Raw genomic sequence first — 20,163 nt, forward strand, 5'->3', positions numbered from 1 at the left:
AGGCCGGAAAAAGTCCGGCCTTTTTTTATCCAAGTTTATTAGGATTTTATCATTTACTCAGCCATTTCATCATGCTGCGTAATTTTTTACCAACATCCTCGATCGGATGACCTGCGTTTTTCTCTCTCATCTTATTGAATTCAGGATAGCCTGCTTTAGTTTCCGCGATCCAAGCTTTTGCAAACTTAGAACCGTTCGCTTTTTGGATATCCGCAAGAACATCCTTCATGCGGGCTTTAACACCCGCATCGATGATACGAGGTCCGGAAACATAGTCTCCGTATTCCGCAGTTCCGGAAATGGAATAACGCATACGAGCTAATCCACCTTCGTAGATCAAGTCGGTAATCAGTTTAACTTCATGTAAACATTCGAAATAAGCGATCTCAGGATCGTACCCCGCTTCGGTTAGAGTTTCGAATCCCGCCATGATCAAGTTGGAAAGACCACCACAGAGAACAACTTGTTCTCCGAAAAGATCCGTTTCAGTCTCTTCTCTGAAAGAAGTTTCTAAGATCCCTGCTCTTCCGCCACCGACTCCCGCTGCGTGAGCAAGCGCTCTTTGTTTCGCAGTTCCGGTTGCATCTTGGTTTACGGCGATCAAACAAGGAACTCCACCGCCTTCTACATACACTCTGCGGACTAAGTGTCCCGGTCCTTTTGGAGCCACCATGTAAACGTCTACGGTTTTAGGAGGTTGGATGAATTCGAAATGGATATTAAATCCATGAGAGAAAACTAATGCGTCTCCGTCTTTCAGGTTCGGCTCGATATCCGCTTTATAAATATCAGCTTGGATCTCGTCCGGAGCTAGAATTTGGATAATGTCCGCTTTTTTAGCGGCTTCGGAAACGGAGAATACTTCGAAACCGGCTTCTTCCGCTTCTTTTTTGGATTTGGATCCTTCCTTGAGACCGATGATAACTTTCAGCCCGGAATCTTTCATGTTCTGAGCTTGTGCGTGACCTTGGCTTCCGTATCCGATTACGGCGATGGTCTTTCCTTTTAATACGGAAAGATCCGTATCTTTATCGTAATATAAATTAGCCATTGTGGTACCTCGAATTCTACCTTTGACCTTTAGATACCCTGCGATTTGGAATGAGACTTAATGCCAAAGGCTTGATCTCGAATTTTTGGAGTTCCTGATTATGGCAGGCTATGGAAACGGGAGTCGAACCGGTTTCTAAAGGGTCTTTTTTACAAAACATTGTGAAATGGCCGATTCCACAATCTAAATTTGTTTTAGTAGCCCTTCGATTTCAAGAGTTCGTCCAGCTTTCTGACTCCTGGACTCTCCGCATCTATCGACCATGCAACTTCCAGGACGGAACGAGCCTCGCTAAAACGGCCCAATAGTCTATAATTATCCGTAAGATTGATTAGGTTTGCAAGACGATGAGGTTGGGAACTGCGAACCTTCTCCGCTGCAGAGCTCGACTTTGTATATTCTTTTAAATGTTTATAACATACCGAAAGTAGAAACCAGATATTCGGAGAATCCGAATCAAACTCTAAATATTTTTCGAACCAGCGAGAAGAAGGATCATACTCCTTTCTATCATAATATACTTGTCCTAATAATCTTGCGGCCGCTTTGAAAGATGGAACGGACTGTAACGCTTCCTCCAATAATACGACTGCTGTACCTATTTCCCTTTGTTGTAATAATGCCTTGGCTTCCGTGTACTTTCTTAGTACCGATTCCGGGATGCTAGTTTTGGATTCCGTAATATTCGATGAAAGTTTTTCGTGAAATCCGATCCGTATCAAAGAAAGGTCGTCGGATAACGCACCCAAACTATGAATACAATCCACTATACTATCCAGGTCTCCCTTGGATCCTTCCACGGTTTTGAGAAACACATTCTCATCGGAGTTCATTGTCCAATTCACCCCGTCTTCCGTTACATTGATATCGTCTCTTCCATCCGAACCAACATAAAGAATGTCTCCTGGCTTCAGATCGAATTCCAAAATCCGAAAACTCATTTCGGAAGGAGAACCTAGTTTACGTAAAGTTAATTCTCTTTCTAAAAAAGAAGCTTTGCCGTCTCGGAGAAGTACTGCCCAAGGATGTTCGGCATTAAAATAATACATTTTTCCGGTACTTTCGTTGATTAGGCCGAGAATTGCCGAAGCCATCATAACTCCGTCGAATGTTCTGAAGATATCATCCAACTCACGGTAAGCCTCTCTCACCCAATCTTCCGGAGAAATATTCAGGACCTTTCCTTGACTTGCGGATCTGGCCATAATATTGTTCATAGCTGTCCCGAGCACAATAGCCCCTCCCGCTCCTTGCATGGATTTTCCCATAGCATCCCCGTTTAGAAAAACGGACCATCTTTCTTTTTCAGAGCCGAATAAGAGATTTCCGCTGATACAAATATCTCCTCCTATTTCCGATTCTTTATTCTTAAATACGAATTTTTTCTTTTGTTCAATATAGAAGTTAGTCGTAACCAAAGACGATCTGTTCCAATTCGTCATCAAAGGTTTGCTTAAGAGAGACGTTAAAAAATAATCTCCATCCTGCTGTACCTTAAGCGATTGGATCTCTTCCATTTTTTCGGTAACTTCTTTTGTACGAGCGTCCACCTTTTCTTCCAAGGTGTCTGCGTATTCTTCTAACTTGGTCCTTCCTTCTAAAATACTCCCCACCATCTTATTAAAAGATTCGGATAGATAACCGATCTCATCTTGCACAAGCACAGGAATGCGGATCGTAAGATTTCCTAAATTTACTTCTCCAACTCCTCGGATCAAAGTATTTAAAGGACGTACTAAACTCCGATTAAAGAAGAATGGAAAGAGAACTAAGATCACGAATACAAGAGAAAGAGTTAATAGCACTAGCCAGCTATTCGTTTCATCCAAAAACTTTCTGTAATGTAGATACGGAAAAGCGACCAGAAGAGTTCTTTCTCCCACTTCATCTCTCAAATAATAAGAATAAAACAGATCGTTTGGAGAAGGTACGTAATTCTCTAAACTTGATTTAGGTACGTTCGTAGTTGGAGTTCTTTTTTGGAAATTTCCGGACTTTCTATTTTCTAAAATTTCCTTTTGCGCCAAATTTAAATTCGGCTCAATCCCGGGGGATTTTATCAAAACCTTCGGTTTAGTGGAAGAATCTCCTAAAGAAACCGCATACGCGATCGAAGAACCCTCGGATTTGCCTGTATTCAGAAAAGTTTGTGCTTCCTTTATACTGATCTCATCGAATAAGGACTCATTTTTTAGATTTACTACGGTTGAAAATGCCTGAGCAAAGACCAAACAGGTCGCCACGGTAATTCCAATGATCTTGGTCATAAAAGAAGTTTTATCAACTGTATTATTAATAAATAAAATAGTTAGGGTAAAATAACCCAAGATCATAAAACCCACGTACAATTGCTGGAATGCGTTAAAAGTGATCACACCTTCCCTAAACAAAAGATTAGAAACTACAGGGACCAAGTAAGTAAGGTCCATCCCCAAAGACATTTGTATTAAAGCCTTTCTTTCTTCCTTATTTGCTTTGATAATTTTTCGGACCTGAATAAAGATCATGACCAAAAGAAATGCAAGAAGGGATATCGCTAAAATATTTCCCACCTTCTGTTGATAATTATAGATCTGCCCTTCAAAATGGAATAAAGGCTTATTAGTAAAGATCTGAAAGTAAGAATAAGAGATCGTAATTGCAGAGATCCCGAGTAGAGATCCGATCACATACTTTGCTTCTTTTGGATGATCGTTCCTAGGATATAAATACGCGAAAATACAAAGAAAAATCGTACCGAATGCCGCTGCAGGACCGGTGACTATCCGATGATAAGCCGCTTCCGGATAGGGAAAGATCGCTGAGAAAAAAAATCCGAAATTAATCAAAAAAACGAAAAGAAAGAGATAAGAGAACGCACTTGTATAATTCGCCTTCTTCTTTAACGCAGCTAAAAAGGCAAAAATGATAAATGTAAAAATGGAACAGATGAGCGAAGAGATCGCCCATGAGTTAAAGTAAACCATGGAGCGACTTTTCTAATCTCTAGTGTTTAGAATTCAAGGTTTTTCTAAGTAAACTAGTTCGGATTTTTTATTTGAAGTACGACTAACTTTTTGAAGCCAATGTTTGCGCTTCGGTTTCCAAAATTTTGATGGTTTCTGCCAACATTTCGCTCTTTCTTAACAAAGAATCCATTGAACTTTGTAAAGAAGAAACCGACGTCATGATCGCATTTGCTCCTAGAGTCTGTTCTTTGGAAGCGGATTCAATATCGGAAGATAAATTTCTTAAAACTGAAAGACTGTTCAAAAAACGTTCGTTCACTATTTTCTGTTCGCCCAATAGTTGATTCAGTTGTTTAAAACTATCCAAAAAGTTTGTGAACAAAGTATCTTGCTCCTTCACTTTTTCATTTGCTGTATGAGCGGATTTTTGTCCGACTTGCACGTATTTAGTACTTTCGTTTATTATTTTAGAAATACGATCCGCATTCTCGGAGCTACTCTCCGCAAGTTTGGAAACTTCCGTTGCAACTACTGCAAATCCTCTTCCTGCAGCGCCGGCTCTAGCGGCTTCAATCGATGCGTTTAAAGATAAAAGGTTGGTTCTATCTGCAACGTCAGACATGATCTGATTCACCTCTCCCACGGAACGGAAAGAACTACCTAAAGATTCTAAAGAAGTTCTGAGCCCATCTACAAATTCGCTGACCGCTTTTCCCGCTTCCAATACTATATCCATATTACGATTCAAATCATTGGAATGTCCGGAAATCCGATCGATCAAAGTATTGAGGTTTCTACTTTCTCCCAGTAAACCTTCAATTTTTGAAAATTGGTCTTTTACAGTTTCTGCGGACTGTTCTGTTTGTGCCAAAAATTCTTCCATGGTAGAACTGATCTCTTCGAAAGAAGCGGCATGATTGCTGATTACTTCCGAAAAATCATCCGAGAACTCTTTTAACTTTTTCGAATTCTCTCTCAATGAAACTGCGGATTCGGTCATTCTGATCCTGCCGTGTTCTAAGTCCGCTTTGGACTTTTCGATAGCTTGGGATTTTTCTTCTTCTACGTTCTTTAGCTGAAGAAAGATCTTAATTACCGCAACCACAATGAATGCCGTGGTCAACAAGAACAACATTTTGGTAATCTGTTCCGACATAGCTGCATAACCGGGGGTGATTGAAGTTATGCTGTCTTCGGTAAAAATAACCCCTGTATTTGCCGCATTCACTGTTACCAAAGTCTGGCAGAAGATAGTTAAAAGTCCGATCAAATATACGAATCTGGGCGAAAGCAACAGTCCAGCATAAACAATATAAATAACGTTAATCGTATAAAGCACAACTTGTTTGATAATATTCGAGGCAAGCTTCGAATCTTCGGTAGTCGCTCCGATCATGACCAAACAGAGAACGACCACATCGGTTATTATGAAAACTTTTCCTAAAAAAGGAGATACTCCGCTCCCAAACCTATTTTTGAGGAATGAGTAGGTGACATACATCACCATAATAGAAGTCCCGAGAATATAAAGGGAGTTTTGGAATAGGGTACTTCTTTTGTATCCCATTGCGATGGATGCAAAATAAAGCAATGTCAGACCGAATCGGATCCTATTGATCGTAATCGGACCTTGAGCGAGAATTTTTTCCGTTTCGGAACGTATCGCCATATTAGAAAAACCCGCCTTAGGTATATTTTTATTACCTTATATCCAAGACGGCAAAAGGAAGAATAAATCGATCCTTTTTCGAAATTTATTCATGGAAAATTTATTGCAAAAGAAAGTTAACGCAATGGTTTAAAAAACCTGAAACGAATTCCGATAGTTTATCCGATATAAGGGGCCTGTCCCAGGCTCCTGAAGCCCGTACCTAGTATGGATCGATGGAATAGGTCTCGGACGGACTATGAATCAATTTTCCTTCGCGAGAAGTTCTGCTTCTTCTTCCAAAACTTTGATTGTGTCCGATAAAAGTTCGCTTTTTCTTAATAAAGAATCCATTGAACTTTGTAATTCCGAGATAGCACCCATGATCATAGAGGCTCCCGTATTCTGTTCATTGGATGAAGTCTCGATCCCCGCAGAAAGTTTTCGTAATTCGGATAAACTGAAAAGAAATTCGTCGTTTATTTTGATCTGATTTTCCAATAGTCCATTCAACTCGTTGAATCTTTCCAAAAACGTAGTAAATTGATTTTCCTGATCTCTTACTTTTTCGGAAGTTACGGAAGCGGTATTTCTTCCGTTAGCCACGTAATTATTGGATTCTCTGATGATCTTCGAGATCCTAGCTGCATTTTGACCGCTACTTTCCGCAAGTTTGGAAACTTCCGTTGCAACCACTGCGAAACCTCTTCCTGCAACTCCCGCTCTTGCTGCTTCTATGGAAGCATTCAAAGAAAGTAAATTAGTACGATCCGCTACTTCGGCCATAATGTCCGTAACTTCGCCTACGGATCGAAACGATTCCCCCAAAGATTCCAAAGATTCGGAAAGTCCGGAAACGAATTTTGTCACTTCCTTACTTGTGTTCTGAACCGAGTAAATACGCTCATTCAATTCGGAAGAATAATCAGCGATCTTATCGATTAAGGTCCTCAAACTTTGGCTTTTGTTTACTAGTTGTTCGATTCTTCCGAATTGATCCTTTACTGTCGCAGCTGCGCTTTCAATTTGAGATAAAAACTGGCTGAGAGTACTTCCGATCTCGTCAAACGAAGCGGCATGATTGTTGATCACATCAAAAAACTCGTCGGAAAAATTCCGTAAAGATCTGGATTTTTCCCGTAAAGAAACGGCTGCAGAATCCATTTTTCCCTTACTTTTTCTTAATTCGTTTCCGGATATTAAGATCGTCGTTAATTTTTCCTCTTCCGCACTACGCAAAAGTGAGAATATGTTGATCACACTTTTCACTATGAAGGAGATCACGATAAGAAAGATCAATTTGAGTACTTGTTCGGAGATAGAAGCAAATCCGGGAGAAAGAACTTCCAAAGGTTCTTCCGAAAACACAACACCATGAAGATAACAATTCAATATCACGATCCCTTGACAGACTGCGGATACGAATCCGGTTAAAATCACGAATCTAGGACTAAGAAGTAATCCGGAATATACGATAAATATTACGTTAATTGCATATAATATGATCTGCCGTATAATCCCGGAAGACATGTTTTTTTCGGTGGATGCCGCAAAGAACATCACACATCCGAGAATTATTATATCGGAAATAACGGAGAACATTCCGATCCGTTTCGGGATAGTTCCCTTTTTAAAGGAATAAAACAGATTTATAGCGGAAACAATCCCCATCGCGATTGTCCCACCCAAGTACGCCATATTCTGTTCGAAAGTGCTTTGCTCCCAAGAAGCCGCTAGGGAGGCTAAAAATAGAAAAACCAGGCCGATCCTGATCCTACCGATAGTTAGAGGACCTAAAGCCGCTATTTTTTCCGTGGTTCGTTCGTTGTCCATTAACGACCTCCGAAGCATATTATGGTTTTATAGAATGAATACCCTAAGTTCAAATGGAAGCCTGAGAGAATCGATACATTTTTTATAAAGCGAGCAAAAACTCACATTTACATTTTACGTTCAGGGATCATCTGAAGAAAAAAAACTGCAAAGATCCGAGCAAAACGCAAAAATTACACGTCTTTCGGATTCCAATTTTTTCGAAGAACATCCCGAATCCGAAGTACTGCCTCGTTTTCAGGCTCCAAATGTAAAGCGGATTGAACCATATACATCGCCCGTTCATAATTTTTTAAAGCGATATACACCTGAGCCAGATTCATTAGATTTTTAAAATGGTTTGGTTCTCTCAGCCGTAACCTCTCCCCAAAGTCCAAGGCTTTTTTTAATTGGCCGGCTTTCCTTGCAGAGAAGGAAGCAACATACAAAATTTCCTTATCTACAGGTTTGATATTCAGATAGTCTTCCGCGTAACGTGCGGCTTTAGAATAATCTTTAAGTTTTAAGAATAATTTTACGAAATTTTTCTTCACTTCAGGAATGCGGCTGTCCAGGTTTTCCGCTTCTTGCAAATAAGTAATCGCTTCCGCAACATCTTTGTTTTGAGAAGTTTCTTTGGCTCTATGAAGTAACTCTTTTATCCTTTGTTTCTGTTCGTCGTGAATTTTTTGTTCAGAATCATCTTCTTTAAAAGAAAGTCGGATCAAAGAAAGGTCATCCGTAAGAGGACCTTTTCCAATGATTGAATTATAGATACCGTTTAAATCTCCTTTACCTTCTTCCACAATTCTGAGGAAAAGTTTCTCGTCGTCATTGATAATCCTTCCCCCGTCCTCGTCGGTTCCGATAAGAATATCATCCCTGCCGTCTGAGCCTGCAATGATCACGTCCCCGGGCTCCAATTGGAATGTTTTAATATATATACGACCTTCCATTCCGGTAGTTCCCAGTTTTCGGAACATCAGATCGTCTTCTATAAAACTTGCAATCCCGTCTCTATACAATACCGTCCAAGGATGTTCTGCATTAATATAATATAAAATACCGACTTCGTCGTCTACGAGTCCCATTACCGAAGAAACCAACATGGAACCGTCAAAACTCTCAAAGACTTTATGTAACTCCGTAAATGCGTTTTTCAACCAACGTTCCGGAGACTGTATTTTCATATTATCAACGAGCCTGGTCCTTTCTATGATCGATTCAAAAACGGATCCCAATACCAATGCTCCGCCTGCTCCTTGCATGGATTTTCCCATCGCATCCGCATTCAAAAACACCGTATATGATCTACCTTTCAATTCTATATGATTGGAGATATTTAAGTCCCCACCGATCTCGTCATGATATCTTCTGAAAGTGAATTTTTTCTTTTGTTCGAGTAAAAAATCCACCTTTACGTTTTCATGAATCGCTTTATTTGCGCCTAGCGGTTTGATCAAAAGAGAAGTTAAAAAATAGTCCCCGTCCTGTTGCTGTTTGAGTTCTTGGACTTCTCCCAAGGTTTGTTCCAATTCCTTGGTTCTTTCCTTTACTTTTTCCTCTAGCTCGTTGGCATACTGCTCCAACCTTTTGCGAGCCGCTTGGATGGACCTTGCCATTCTATTAAAAGATCTAGCGATAAATCCGATCTCGTCTTCTACTCTCGGTTCTAGTCTATAATCCAAGTTTCCGGAATTGACCTCAGTTAAACCGACTACAACCTCATCCATAGGTTTGATAAGAGCATTTTGAAAGAAGAATCGAAATCCAAGACTGATCACCAAAACGATCGCAAGTAAACATACGACCAGGATCAAGGCAGGTTCATGTATGAATGTACGAAAGGATTTGTAAGTGAATCCAACTTCGTAAACATTTCCGTTTGTAGGATGAACAACCAAGTACGAAACATAATACTGAGGTTTCTCATCTCCTACTTTATAATATTTCGTTCCTCTATAAATCCTTTCTCCCACTTCTCGGATCGGAGTTAATGGAAGAAGGACCGTTTTATCCAGATCCGAAGCCGATATATCCGCCTCAAGATCCGCCTCGGCCTTACCTTTCACATTTTCTAATATTGCTGAAAGGCCTACTTCTTCCGATTTTAAAAGTTTATAAATAGCAGGGGCATCCGATTTGGAAGGTAGGTGAGAATACTTGCTTCTTACTACTTTAAGTTTTTTATTGAGAAGTCTGAAAAATTCACGTACATCTTCGTCGGAGACAGGTTTACTTCCCTTAGATCCTAAAAATTGTTTTAGTCCTTCTCTATATGCATAAAATTCTTTGGGGGAATTTTCCAAAATTGTATTGGATCTTTCCCATCTTGTTTCGACCGGAAGAGTACCTAAATTTGTAAGATTTTTCGCGATATAAAAGAAACGGATCTCTAATTTATCTTCCGAATCGAATCTTGGATCCTTAAATCCCCGTTCTGTTCGAAAACGATCTTCGTTCGGATCAAAAGAAGTCAAATATGCGAATCCTTGCGGCGTTTCTCCCTGTAAAACGACCAGTTTAGCTTCTTCTTTTTTGATCAGATCGAAAGAAGAATCATAACCGTTTAATATGGCAAATCCCACTAGCTGGAATGCGAGAAGGAAAGTCGCCATACTCACTCCTACAATCCTGCTTAAGATCGTGGTCCTTTCCTTGGTAGCGTTCACATAAACGATGAGTATTAAAAATAGTCCTGCAACAAGAAGAATGTCTGCCGTTTGTTGGTACACCGCTCTAGAGACGGTTCCTTCTCTACTTAAAGCATTAGTAATGCCGGGCAAAAGTGTAATGGTAAGATATGCGACAGTTATGTAGATAACGGATCTTCGTTCGGCTCCCTTCTCTACGATTGCTCTCCAGACCGCTGCGGTCAAAAAGATGAAGTTATAAAGAAAAACAATAAGTGAGAAAATTTTATAGAAAAGATGGGTTTCGAAATCCCAATAATGGCTACCCATCACGAAACTTCGAGTAGACTTTAAGGAAAGAATAATATAAAAGATCGCTAAAGTTATAACGCCCGCATACAAAACCGCATATAAAGCCAGCCCTAACTTTTCCTTTTTAGGAGTCGGGAAATAGAAGAAGAAGATAAAAAGCTGAGTATAACCCACCATCGGAAATGGGATCACTATCCATCTGTGAAAGATGGTCCATTCTTCCGGAGAACAAAACGCAACCAAATATCCGAAATGAAAGATGGTAGTAGATAAACTCGAAAGACCTAAATGAAACGCCGCCTTACTTCTGTCCTTGATTGTCAGAAAGAAAAAGGAAACATACAATGAGAATAAAGAAGCGAGTAAGGATCCGAAAAAATAGAAATTAAAATAAAAAGGGTCCATAAAGAAGGGCAGCCTAAGAAAATTGATCCGAATGACCCATCCGTCAAGGAAAATGCGAAAAGGAGTCCGAACTCAGAAGACGAAATTTTTTTTACAAAATTAACAGCGAGGATTCGAAGTTTCTACGACTAACCTTGTCCACCCCAACAGATATATTTTATTTCCTGATATTCTTCTATTCCATATTTGGAGCCTTCTCTACCCATACCTGATTCTTTTACACCGCCAAAAGGTACCTGCTCGGTCGATAGAATGCCTTCGTTTACGGAAACCATCCCGGCTTCAAGAGCCTCGGAAATTCTCCAAATCCTGGCAGGGTCACTTGTATACACATAAGATGCCAAACCAACATCGCTTGCGTTTGCAATCAATAAGGCTTCTTCTTCCGTTTTGAAACTTTTTATAGGTGCAAGGGGACCGAAGGTTTCCTCTTGAAAACATAACGATCTTTCGGAAACTCCCGAGAGAACGCTCGGTTCATAAAAGTTTCCCCCTAACGAATGAGGCTTTCCTCCAATAAGGAGTTTTCCCCCCTTTTCGATCGCATCTTGTAAATGAGAATCCACTTTTTTGACTGCTGCAGGATGGATCAATGGACCAATATTGACCCCTTCTTCAAAACCGTTCCCAACTTTAAATTTGGAAACTTCTTCCGCTAAACCGTGAGCAAATTCATCTGCGATCTTTTCCTCTACCAAAAATCTGTTCGTACAAACACAGGTTTGTCCTGCATTACGAAATTTTGATATAATTCCTCCGCGTATCGCTTCCTTAATATTTGCATCGGCGAAAACTATAAAGGGTGCGTTTCCACCTAATTCCAAGGAAATTTTTTTTACCTGTTTTGCCGATTTTTCTAAAAGAATTTTCCCCACTCTAGTAGATCCTGTAAAACTGATCTTTCGAACGATCTTATTTTCTAAAAACTCATTTGCGATCGGTTCCGGCTGACCGGTAACCACTTGGAAAACCCCTGGGGGAATTCCGGCCTCCTCTGCAAGAACAGCTAACGCTATCGCGGAATAAGGAGTGAGTTCCGAAGGTTTCGAAACGACTACACATCCTGCCGCAAGCGCAGGACCAATTTTCCGAGTGATCATAGAAGAAGGAAAATTCCAGGGAGTTAAGATCCCGGTAACTCCGACGGGTTCTTTCCATGCCATCAATCGAACTTCTTTTCTATGAGTGGGAATCAAATCCCCGTATGTTCGTTTCGCTTCTTCCGAAAACCATTCCAAATACGAAGCTGCGTAATCGATCTCCCCTCTGGATTCGGCTAAGGGTTTCCCCTGTTCCCAGGTCATAATTTTTGCCAGGTCTTCTTTGTTCTGGATCATTAGATCCGCCCAATTCCGAAGAAGTCTGGCTCTTTGTTTTGGAATAGTCTTCGCCCATTCCTTTTGGGACTTCTCGGCAAATTCCAAAGCCCTCCTCACTTCCTCCCTAGGAAGCTCCGGCACTTCGCCTATTTTTTTTCCTGTCGCGGGATCGAATACGGGAATCGTTTGAGAGATGGTTCTCCATTCTCCCGCGTAAAAATTAGAATTTTTGAATAAACTAGGGCGATTGAGTTGGATCATATTTTGCCTGAAGGAAGCTCTTTCTCCAAGCTTACATCTTTGATAAGAAGCTGAAAACCGAATTTTGCTCGCCAATGGCCTAGAATAGTTTAATGATCAAATCTTTGCTGAATGAAGGACTTTTCTAAACTCGGATCCGTTCGGCTCCCCATATTCCTTCGCCGTACTTTTATTCCATAAAGTATAAAAACTGTAATGTGGCGGCAAGTTCCATTGCCAGCGCTACCCCAATATGTATCAAAATCCCTGCATATACCGATTTAGTCCGGTAAGAGATCATCCCCAAGATAAATCCCCCGAAAAAGGAACCTAATGCTTCGTATTGAGGTTTCGTAAAATGTAGTAGACCGTACATGAATGACATGGCTAAAACTGCGGGTTTACTTCCCACTCTGGATGCCAGAGGAAAAACCATAAACCCTCGAAAAAAAGTTTCTAAAACCGCAAAGTCTGCCGCATAAGAAATTTCGAATAGAATGATCCATAAAGCGGGAGGATAGATCAAATAGCCGTCTGACATTCTTCCCGCAAATCGCGGATATACGGAAAGAAAAGAGAGAGAGAAGGAAGCAATCGCGATTATCGGAAGCATCAATCCCAATAAAAATAATACTTCCCCGAATTTCGGTGACTTATTTAGTCCTAAAAATCTTTCAGGAGAATTTTTGCGGAGAATGATCCAGATTAAAGGCAAAGCAACGTATGCGAGAATGGTTCCAACATAGTTCACCGTTAACATTGCAATTTCTACCGAAGAAGAAGGAACCCAATTGAAAAGTTCAGAGTCCCTGATCCTTGCGGAACAAACAATTGCTAGAACGATCACAAAACCTAAGATTAAAGGAATAGAAGGTCTGAATTCGTTTAGTTTTCCATAAAATGAAAGAGAGATCGGATAAATTACCAAGGCACCCGCAGCAAAAAATAAAAAGTAGAATAAACTTAATCCGACCTGATTGTCTTTTAATGCCTGGGTAAAAAGTGGCGCAAATCTAAAGGAGTAATTGTAAGACCAAAAGATTAAAAAAAGAAAGAACACTCCAGCAAAAGAGATCCAATCCCGTTTGGTTTGAAAAAAATCCTTTAAACTTTCTTTTAATAAGCCCAAAATTCTCTCCGGATCGAAGATACCCGATTCGGAGAGAATTTCCATTAACTAAGCCTGGGTCTATCTTTTTCGGATCAAATTTTTGGAAAGACCACAGATGTGATCCCGAATTTCCTTTCGAATTCGAAACTTGTGACGGACTTCTTATCTTTTGGAGGGATCAAGGACATCGCTCTTTCCGTCATAGCAGTGATCGAAAGAGAAGGGTTTACACCTAAATTTACGGGAATCATTGAACTATCACAAACCCTTAGATTCTTATAACCATAGACTTTATTTTCAAAATCGATCACACCTTCTTCGGGAGTTGAGCCCATTACACAACCGCCCATAATATGCCCGGTAATAGGTGCATTCAAAAGAACATCGTTTAAGGAACTTCTCGGAATACCTCCTATCTTTTTAGCGATCTTTCTTGCGGTTTGGTTTGCGATCGGAATATACGAAGGTACCTTGTCTCCCGAACTAATCGCAGAAGTCATGGACTTCTCGAAAGGCCAGGATATTCTTCTTTTTCGAACCAGCTTTACCTTACTGTCCAAGGTTTGCATGACTAAAAGAATAAGGGAATTTTTAGCAAAACCGAATGGCCAGGAAGCTTTCAAAAAATAGATAGGCTGAGTGAACATAGTAAAAAAATATTTAAGCGGTCTGGGAAAGAAACCTCCTCCGTCTGTCAACACACTCGCAAGCGTTCCAAAAAAGTCAGACCCTTTGGAATATCGGACCGGTTCTATATGAGTATGTTCATCCGGATGGATGGAGGAAGTGATCGCAACTCCCCTGGAAAAATCCACATCCTTTCCGAACTTGGTAACTCCTAAAACCGTTTCACTATTCGTGCGAACATCATCCCCCAAACAATGAGAAAGACGTTTCATATGTCCTGCTTCTCTCGAACGTAAAAGTAAACCGACAGTCCCCATCACTGCCGCCGAAAGAACGACGGACTTAGCCTTAAATTTTCTTTTAGGGGATCCGAACCAACCGGTAGTGGATCGAGTAGATAGTTGGTAACCGAATTCTCCGCTCGCATCCGGATCGGCTTCCCCTCTTTCGTTTAAAGGAACTATATCCGTTACCTTCGTTTCAGGAAGGACTTTCGCTCCTAACTTCTCCGCAAAAAATAGATAATTTTTATCTAATGTGTTTTTAGAATTAAAACGGCATCCTACCATACAACCTCCACAAAGATTGCAGGTAGTTCTTTCGGGACCTTCTCCCAAGAAAAAAGGATCTTTTACAGTTTGCCCGGGCTTTTCTCCGAAGAATACTCCGACTGGAGTAGCAGAGAAAGTTTCCCCCCTTCCCATTTCATTTGCGATCTCTTTTAATATTGCATCCGATCCGTCTAAGTGAGGATTTTGAACTACTCCTAACATTTTGGAAGCTACTTTATAAAAAGGAAGCATCCCGTCTCTGCCCCCGATCTTTTTGTATGTAGGATGATTTAACGTTTTTTCTGAAGGAACGTAAAGTGTATTAGCGTATACTAACGATCCTCCTCCCACTCCAGCACCGCTGACTAGGAAAAAATCCTTTAAAAGATTCAATCTTTGTATCCCATAAAAACCCAATCTAGGCATCCATAAGTATTTATGAATGGACCAATTCGTTTTCGGAAATTCCTTTGCGGTCCATCTTTTGCCGGACTCGATCACCAAGACAGAATACCCTTTTTGGCTTAACCTCATAGCGGAAACACTTCCACCAAAACCGGAACCCACTATGATATAGTCGTAATCGAAATGAACGTTTGTTTTCTCTTCTGTCTTCATAAGTCCGACCTAAACATATCGAATTATTAACTCAATCCATTTTCGGGCTTGACTAAGCGTTCGAAAAACTTCTACTACTAATTCGTTTTATTACTCTAATAAAAAATCGGAGAACGATATGCAAGAGTTGCCGAAAGTCTGCGTTATTGGCGCAGGCTCTAGTGGAATCACCGTTTGTAAATCATTGCAAGACAAAGGAATACCCTACGACTGTTACGAAAGAGGAAGCGACGTAGGAGGTAACTGGAGATTTAAAAACGACAACGGTCTCAGCAATATTTATAAATCATTACACATTAATACTCATCGGGATAGAATGGAATACAGAGATTATCCTATGCCCGATTGGTATGCGGATTATCCGAACCATGAACCGATCCAAAAATATTTCTTAGATTATGTGGAGCACTTTGGTCTTCGTAAGCATATCAAATTCAAGAACGGCGTTGCGAAAGTTGAACCCCAAGACGACGGAACGTATTTAGTGACTAGCGAGAAGGGAGAAAAAATATTTTACGACGCAGTGATCGTCGCGAACGGACATCATTGGTCTCCGCGTTGGCCGGAGCCCGACTTTCCAGGTAAATTTAACGGAAAGATAATACATTCTCACGACTATGTGGACCCCGATCATCCCATCCAATTGGTAGGTAAAAGAGTTGTAGTCCTAGGTATGGGAAATAGTGCAATGGATATTTCCGTCGAGTTAAGCCGTCCGGGAGTCGCGAAAAAAGTTTTCTTAAGTTCCAGAAGGGGGGCTTGGGTAATCCCGAATTATCTTTTCGGAAAACCTTTGGATAAACAAACAGAGTTACTTCCACCCGGAACACCTTTTTGGTTAAAACAATTTCTATTCGGGACAATGCTAAAGATCGGCGTTGGAAAGATGGAAGATTTCGGACTTCCTAAACCGGACCACAAGCCGGGTGAAGCCCACCCTACGATCTCACAGGATATTTTAGTAAGGCTCGGAAGAGGGGATATCAAATACAAACCTGTGATCCAAGAATATAATGGAAACAAAGTAAAGTTTGCCGACGGTTCGGAGGAAGAGATCGATGCGATCATCTATTGTACCGGATATAACGTTAAGTTCCCATTCTTCAAACCTGAATTTATCTCCGCTCCTGAAAATCATCTTCCTTTGTTTCACAGAACTTTCAAACCGGATTTGAATAACATATTTTTTGTAGGATTGTATCAGCCTTTAGGAGCGATCATGCCTCTTGCGGAGTTCCAAGGAAAATGGCTGGCAGAATATCTGACCGGAAATTACAGCCTGCCTACGGTCCAAGAAATGGAAAAGCAGATCCAAGATTACGAAAAGAAAATGAAAAAAAGATACGTAACTTCTGCAAGACATACGATGCAGGTAGATTATGAGGACTTTCTGTATTATATGCAAAAAGAATTGAAAGCCGGTAAAAAGAGAGCCTCTAAAAGTTTGCGAACATTACCTGTTCCATCCAAAGCAAAGTATAAACAATCCGGTAAACAAAACTCAAACGGAAAATCGGAACCAAGGAAAAAAAGTGCTCTGGCAAAAGTTTGAGACTTTAGCGGCCAGAGCCTTACTTTCTCTTCCGAATTCAATACTCAGTGTCTTTGGAAAAGATATCAAAAGGGGAAGGACTTTGGATCCCAAGGTCCGAACCGCATTAATTTTAGCTAAAATAAAGCCGAAACCGGAAGATCTTCCACCGCTTAAGGCGAGAAAACTTTTCAAAAATATAATGGGTTTTTTTGATTTGGAAAAGGTAGACCTTCCCAGGATCGAAAATTTTTCCATCCCAGGAACAGGACCTAGGATTAAGGTTAGGTTATATTCTTCTAATATATCTAAGGACCTGGAACCATGTTTATTGTATTTTCACGGGGGTGGATTTGTGATTGGAGATCTGGAATCTCACGATCCGCCTCTGAGATACTTAGCAAAAACTTCCGGAAGGGCGATACTTGCAGTCGATTACAGATTAGGTCCCGAATATATGTATCCTTCTTCTTGGGAAGATGCGTATTCCGCTTATAAATGGGTAAGGGAAAATGGAAAGTCACTGGGAATTGATCCAAAAAGGATCGCAGTAGGCGGGGATTCTGCAGGTGGAAATTTAGCGATCTCCATTTCAACTCGAGCTAAAAAAGAAAAACTGACTCTTCCTCAATTCCAAATACTTATCTATCCCTGGATTGACCTAATCCAAGAAAGAAAAAGTGTGGAAGAATTTGCAAACGGATACGCTCTTACTAGAGATCTACTTCGTTATTTCAAATATCATAGCGTGCCTAATTCTAAAGATTGGAAGGATCCAAGAGTCACACCTTTCCAACAAACGAATTTTTCTCATACACCTAAAACGTATATGTTGATCGCAGGATTTGATCCACTACAGGACGAGGGACTCGCATATGCGGACCTTCTTCAAAAAGCAAAAGTAAAATTGGAGATCAAAACTTATGAAACTTTGATTCACGGGTTTTTTAATTTAGGAAGAAGTATCCCTGAAGCCAAAAATGCACTCGACCAAATCGCAAAATGGATACACGCAGGATTTTCCGAAAAATAACTGTATATTATTTTTATAAAGTATCTTACTGAAACGATTTCTAAAAGGATTTATAGACTAAATTATGTTGAACCGATTCGACGAAGCCGGATTTGGAAGCCGCCGCTTTTAGAATACCAATGCCGGGATCGGACTTATACGTTACCTTATACACGTCTTCCATGATTGTTTCTATATTCAGGACCGTAGCATTAGGAGCTAGTTCCTTAATCCTCTCCGAGATAGTTCCGGAAGTTAGTTTGAAAATATATTCGTTTGGAACGATCCGCCCAGGCTTCACATATTTTCCTTTTTCAGAAGGAAGGTTCTTCGGAAATCCCTGCGAAAATATAGAAAGAGCGCCAAACGATATAAAAAGAAAGATCGAAATCGTCTTTAACAAAGATCTAAGGAACATCTATGCTCAAATCCATCGGCGCTTCCAAATTCCGAATCGCTCCGTCCCCATTCGCGGCCTTACCATACTTAGTAATGTTTTGTAAAGAACTGGTACTTGTACCGCCTGAGATTATAGCTTTTATCGTATCCGAATAAGTAAATTTAGGATTAAAGGATCTCAACAGAGCTGCAATTCCGGCCACATGAGGAGTAGCCATCGAGGTTCCGTTGATCGTATTATATTGGTTTATATTATCAATATCTAAAGTTATCAGATTAAATGCCGTTATGGCAACACCGGCCCGATTGATAGAAGAGTCCGAAATGAATTCATAGCCGAAAGAACAATTCGATGAACCTACACAATTCGGGGCCGCAACCTCGAAATTTGAAATCAATTTTCCGTTCGTTTCCCCTGAAAGGCTTCCTACTCTATTAACCGAATTGAATATATCGAACTCGTTACCGGAAACGGACGTGTACATATTGATGCCATCAAATCCAGCCTCCGTATCCAAAAATAAATTCATTCTCGCGGTAACCGCATCTGCGCCCGAAAGAATTGTGATCGGAGCAAAAGTCAAAGCGTATGTATTTGATGTATACCCGGAATTAGAAGTGCCTAGGATTGCGGTAGCACAACTAGTAGATAGATAAAGTACTGTCGGAGGACAATTTGTCGAGTTCCAATCTGTTCCTTGATAATTCGATTTTGTCCAACTAGCAAACGCTAAAGAAGAAGTAGCCTCTGCACCTGCCCAGGTACTGCGAATATTCGTACCTGGAGCGCCTATATCCACTCTCTTCTTGGAAGAATCATAATTGGAAAAACTTGCTAACTGGAACTTTTGGTCTAAAGCAGCCACACAAAGAATATTCGCTTCATCATACTCGCAAGGATAGGAATTGTCGGATTTGAGGTCGTTATCTTCATTTCCTGCGGCAACCACGAATAACGCGTCATATTTTCTGCCTGCATTTGCAATTGCAGAACGCATGGCAGAATCATAATCCGGACCGCCCAAACTCAAATTTAGGACCTTAGCTCCATTCCGTACCGCAAAGTTGATCCCCTTGATAATTGTAGCAGTGTCTCCGGAGCCTAACTGATCCAAAACTCGAACCGCCATAATTTTCGCAGTCCAACAAACTCCTGCAACTCCGGTCCCATTGTTTCCTTTGGCGCCGATCGTACCTGCCACGTGAGTTCCATGACCGTTTAAATCCATAGGATTCGAATCGTTATCCGCATAATCCCATCCGTTCGAACAAGAACCTAAAGAAACACCTTTATCCGAAACACAAGAAGCTGAGCCCCACATATTTTCGTTTAGATCCGTGTGATTATAATTCACTCCCGAATCGAGAATTGCGACAATAGTATTAGAACAATCCGTATTCACATCCCATGCACTCTCCATTCTCATATCGTCGCCGCTGGTACCTGGATTATTTGTAGGAGGACCCGAGTAAGAAGCAGTAGCAATAACCTGCCCTGTATTATTCATTCCCCACAATTGACCGTATATCGGATCGTTTGGAGACGTACTTGCATGATATATATAGTTAGGCTGAACAAATTCCACATCGGGATGAGAAGAATACTCGGCTAATGCCTCTTCCACGGATTGTCCTTCTCTCAACTCTACTTGTGAAATTCCAGTCTCATCTAGATTGTTCAAAACTTTTCCATTAAAGGAACCGACTGCATAAGATTTAACGGAGTCACCTGCATTGTCCTTGAACTTCACTAAAATTTCCGAAGACTTGAATTTTCTTTTCGAATCCTTTTTATAATATTTTTTATTATCTGTATTGCCTACAGGATCCAAAAGTTTGCTCCAATTCGGAGCTACATAAGTCTCCTTTTCAGCGAAAAGATAGCCGATAGAGAAGATCGAAAAAATAAGAGCGAATAATCTAAATTTATTCTTCATAATATTTCT

At 40.6% G+C, this 20,163-nt stretch carries 12 protein-coding genes; 2 read left to right on the forward strand and 10 right to left on the reverse strand.

Annotated features, from left to right (window positions below; translation table 11 throughout):
- Positions 1-49: 49 nt before the first annotated feature.
- The 8 genes from ilvC to LEP1GSC192_RS07615 form a co-directional block, all read right to left on the reverse strand.
- Entirely contained in the window at positions 50-1,051 is a 1,002-nt protein-coding gene (ilvC, locus tag LEP1GSC192_RS07580; RefSeq protein WP_020769171.1) for a ketol-acid reductoisomerase, read from the reverse strand.
- Positions 1,052-1,245: 194 nt separating this feature from the next.
- Entirely contained in the window at positions 1,246-4,017 is a 2,772-nt protein-coding gene (locus tag LEP1GSC192_RS07585; RefSeq protein ID WP_020769407.1) for a SpoIIE family protein phosphatase, read from the reverse strand.
- Between the two features lie 82 nt (positions 4,018-4,099).
- Complete coding sequence (locus LEP1GSC192_RS07590; protein WP_020769260.1) at positions 4,100-5,668, reverse strand: methyl-accepting chemotaxis protein; 1,569 nt, start codon at positions 5,666-5,668, stop codon at positions 4,100-4,102.
- A gap of 243 nt (positions 5,669-5,911) precedes the next feature.
- Positions 5,912-7,480, reverse strand: a complete 1,569-nt coding sequence (locus LEP1GSC192_RS07595) for a methyl-accepting chemotaxis protein (protein WP_020769114.1) — start codon at positions 7,478-7,480, stop codon at positions 5,912-5,914.
- A gap of 173 nt (positions 7,481-7,653) precedes the next feature.
- Positions 7,654-10,809 carry a SpoIIE family protein phosphatase gene (locus LEP1GSC192_RS07600; RefSeq protein ID WP_020769023.1) on the reverse strand — a complete coding sequence of 1,052 codons (3,156 nt, stop codon included), beginning with the start codon at positions 10,807-10,809 and terminating at the stop codon, positions 7,654-7,656.
- Positions 10,810-10,937: 128 nt separating this feature from the next.
- Positions 10,938-12,389, reverse strand: coding sequence for an NAD-dependent succinate-semialdehyde dehydrogenase (locus LEP1GSC192_RS07605; protein ID WP_020769077.1), 1,452 nt, complete (start codon positions 12,387-12,389; stop codon positions 10,938-10,940).
- Between the two features lie 169 nt (positions 12,390-12,558).
- Complete coding sequence (locus LEP1GSC192_RS07610) at positions 12,559-13,542, reverse strand: CPBP family intramembrane glutamic endopeptidase (RefSeq protein WP_020769167.1); 984 nt, start codon at positions 13,540-13,542, stop codon at positions 12,559-12,561.
- A 29-nt stretch (positions 13,543-13,571) separates the two neighbouring features.
- Positions 13,572-15,275, reverse strand: coding sequence for a GMC family oxidoreductase (locus LEP1GSC192_RS07615; protein ID WP_020769252.1), 1,704 nt, complete (start codon positions 15,273-15,275; stop codon positions 13,572-13,574).
- Between the two features lie 118 nt (positions 15,276-15,393).
- Here LEP1GSC192_RS07615 and LEP1GSC192_RS07620 point away from each other — a divergent pair, with 118 nt between their 5' ends.
- Entirely contained in the window at positions 15,394-16,827 is a 1,434-nt protein-coding gene (locus LEP1GSC192_RS07620) for an NAD(P)/FAD-dependent oxidoreductase (RefSeq protein WP_020769277.1), read from the forward strand.
- Positions 16,808-17,839, forward strand: coding sequence for an alpha/beta hydrolase (locus tag LEP1GSC192_RS07625; protein WP_020769123.1), 1,032 nt, complete (start codon positions 16,808-16,810; stop codon positions 17,837-17,839). Before LEP1GSC192_RS07620 ends, LEP1GSC192_RS07625 begins: the two co-directional genes overlap by 20 nt.
- Before the next feature lie 40 nt (positions 17,840-17,879).
- Here LEP1GSC192_RS07625 and LEP1GSC192_RS07630 read toward each other — a convergent pair whose 3' ends face one another.
- Together LEP1GSC192_RS07630 and LEP1GSC192_RS07635 are read right to left on the reverse strand one after the other, a co-directional pair.
- Positions 17,880-18,236: a hypothetical protein gene (locus LEP1GSC192_RS07630; RefSeq protein ID WP_020769309.1), complete on the reverse strand. Its 357-nt coding sequence runs from the start codon at positions 18,234-18,236 to the stop codon at positions 17,880-17,882.
- Positions 18,226-20,154, reverse strand: a complete 1,929-nt coding sequence (locus tag LEP1GSC192_RS07635) for a S8 family serine peptidase (protein ID WP_020769239.1) — start codon at positions 20,152-20,154, stop codon at positions 18,226-18,228. The genes LEP1GSC192_RS07630 and LEP1GSC192_RS07635 overlap by 11 nt, the downstream gene beginning before the upstream one ends.
- Positions 20,155-20,163: the final 9 nt, after the last annotated feature.

Origin of the sequence: Leptospira sp. B5-022, from assembly GCF_000347035.1 — a bacterium.
Classification (GTDB): domain Bacteria; phylum Spirochaetota; class Leptospiria; order Leptospirales; family Leptospiraceae; genus Leptospira_B; species Leptospira_B cinconiae.

Excerpts from the sequence above, each read along its gene's own strand:
- LEP1GSC192_RS07635 (WP_020769239.1), bottom strand. The coding sequence starts at position 20,154 with ATGAAGAATAAATTTAGATTATTCGCTCTTATTTTTTCGATCTTCTCT.
- LEP1GSC192_RS07595 (WP_020769114.1), bottom strand. The coding sequence starts at position 7,480 with ATGGACAACGAACGAACCACGGAAAAAATAGCGGCTTTAGGTCCTCTA.
- LEP1GSC192_RS07630 (WP_020769309.1), bottom strand. The coding sequence starts at position 18,236 with ATGTTCCTTAGATCTTTGTTAAAGACGATTTCGATCTTTCTTTTTATA.
- LEP1GSC192_RS07620 (WP_020769277.1), top strand. The coding sequence starts at position 15,394 with ATGCAAGAGTTGCCGAAAGTCTGCGTTATTGGCGCAGGCTCTAGTGGA.
- LEP1GSC192_RS07615 (WP_020769252.1), bottom strand. The coding sequence starts at position 15,275 with ATGAAGACAGAAGAGAAAACAAACGTTCATTTCGATTACGACTATATC.
- ilvC (WP_020769171.1), bottom strand. The coding sequence starts at position 1,051 with ATGGCTAATTTATATTACGATAAAGATACGGATCTTTCCGTATTAAAA.
- LEP1GSC192_RS07590 (WP_020769260.1), bottom strand. The coding sequence starts at position 5,668 with ATGGCGATACGTTCCGAAACGGAAAAAATTCTCGCTCAAGGTCCGATT.
- LEP1GSC192_RS07585 (WP_020769407.1), bottom strand. The coding sequence starts at position 4,017 with ATGGTTTACTTTAACTCATGGGCGATCTCTTCGCTCATCTGTTCCATT.
- LEP1GSC192_RS07610 (WP_020769167.1), bottom strand. The coding sequence starts at position 13,542 with ATGGAAATTCTCTCCGAATCGGGTATCTTCGATCCGGAGAGAATTTTG.
- LEP1GSC192_RS07605 (WP_020769077.1), bottom strand. The coding sequence starts at position 12,389 with ATGATCCAACTCAATCGCCCTAGTTTATTCAAAAATTCTAATTTTTAC.
- LEP1GSC192_RS07600 (WP_020769023.1), bottom strand. The coding sequence starts at position 10,809 with ATGGACCCTTTTTATTTTAATTTCTATTTTTTCGGATCCTTACTCGCT.